Origin of the sequence: Natronolimnohabitans sp. A-GB9 (genome assembly GCF_030848565.1) — an archaeon.
Classification (GTDB): domain Archaea; phylum Halobacteriota; class Halobacteria; order Halobacteriales; family Natrialbaceae; genus Natronolimnohabitans.
In genome coordinates, this window is record NZ_JAVDDV010000061.1 from 1 (window position 1) to 1381 (window position 1381).

The 1381-nt window shown below is 59.7% G+C and carries 1 protein-coding gene; it reads right to left on the reverse strand.

Annotated elements, in window-relative coordinates; all coding sequences use genetic code 11:
* Positions 1 to 958: 958 nt before the first annotated feature.
* On the reverse strand, positions 959 to 1381 hold a 423-nt coding region (locus tag RBH26_RS21280), incomplete at its 5' end, for a DUF5915 domain-containing protein (RefSeq protein WP_306760369.1).

The window sequence follows — 1381 nt, forward strand, 5'->3', positions numbered from 1 at the left end:
TCTTGAACGGTACTCACGCCGAGAACGGTCGTATCGGGGGTCGTTCGTGCGACGCGACGAATCACTTCGGCGACGATATACGCGCCGGTTCGGTTATCGTGGCATCGCGCCGCGATCCGTCCGTTAGTAAGTTCGGTCGGCTCTGCAGCGACGGTTACCGGATCGCCGACAGTAACGCAATTTCGTGCATCTGCCCGATCCTCTGCACCGATATCGATACGTACCTCCGACGGATCAGTTAGCTGGGTAACGGTCCAGTCGTACATCTCACTCGGTGTGTGGACAACGACTCCAGCTACTTCTTCATCAGAGCTGTGAACGGTAACGCGTTGTCCTCGTGCACAGACGGCATCGACGCCACCGACACCACCGGCATGGAGATATCCGCGTTCATCGATTCGGCGGACGACGTATCCGACCGCATCAATGTGACTCGTTACTGCAACGGTCAACGATCCATCCCCGTCAACCCTTGCGACGGCGTTTTCGTACGAATCCGTTTCGACGGAATCTGCATAGTCCGCGACACTATCTATCCACACCTGCTGACACGCTGACTCGTATCCGGAGAGGCCCGGAGCATCAAGCAACCTCGTGAGGACGTGATCACGCTCTACTCCGTTCATGGAACGTCCATACTGTTTGCAGCAATATTAGTTAGAATTAATTATTCGTATGAACGAAACGGAGTGATCCGGCGAAGCCGGTGTAATGACGAAAGTCAGTCCGCCGTGTATCGAGGCGGCCGACAATCGAGCCACAGACTCGGACCTATTCCGCCAACGACTCGATTGCACTCTCGATCCACACTCTTCCGCCTCGGATTCGCCGGCAACGTGAACGATCTGTCCTCTGCTCGTGGGGTTAGCTCACACGGCTCGAGAGACGCTTCACGGACCAAAAAGAAACGAGCGGCGTCGTCTCAGGCCCTGCGCCGTCTCACGTCGGTCGACGGATGTTAGTCCGACGCCTCAGCAGCAGCCAGCGGCTCGATCGCGATCGTCATCGACACGCCTTCGACCTCCCACTCCTTTCGCTCGCCGTTCTCGACGTCGAGGCCGCCGATCTCGTCGGCCCGGACCTCCTCGCGGATCAGGTCCTCGCGTTCGGCGACGAGATCGGCGACGCGGTCGTCGTCGATTGCGAGTTCGAGTGCGATCCGTTCCTCGACGTCTAAGTCGAGATCCTTGCGCATCTCCTGGACGCGGCGAATGACCTCGCGGGCGTAGCCCTCGCTCTCGATGTCCTCGGTCAGCGACGCGTCGACGTAGGCGACGCCGCGGTCGTCGCCGTTCAGGCCGAACGCGGTCCCCGCGATGTCGTCGGGGGTCTCCGTGACGAACGACACCATCGACTCCTCGAGGGACTCGTCGTCTTCGAG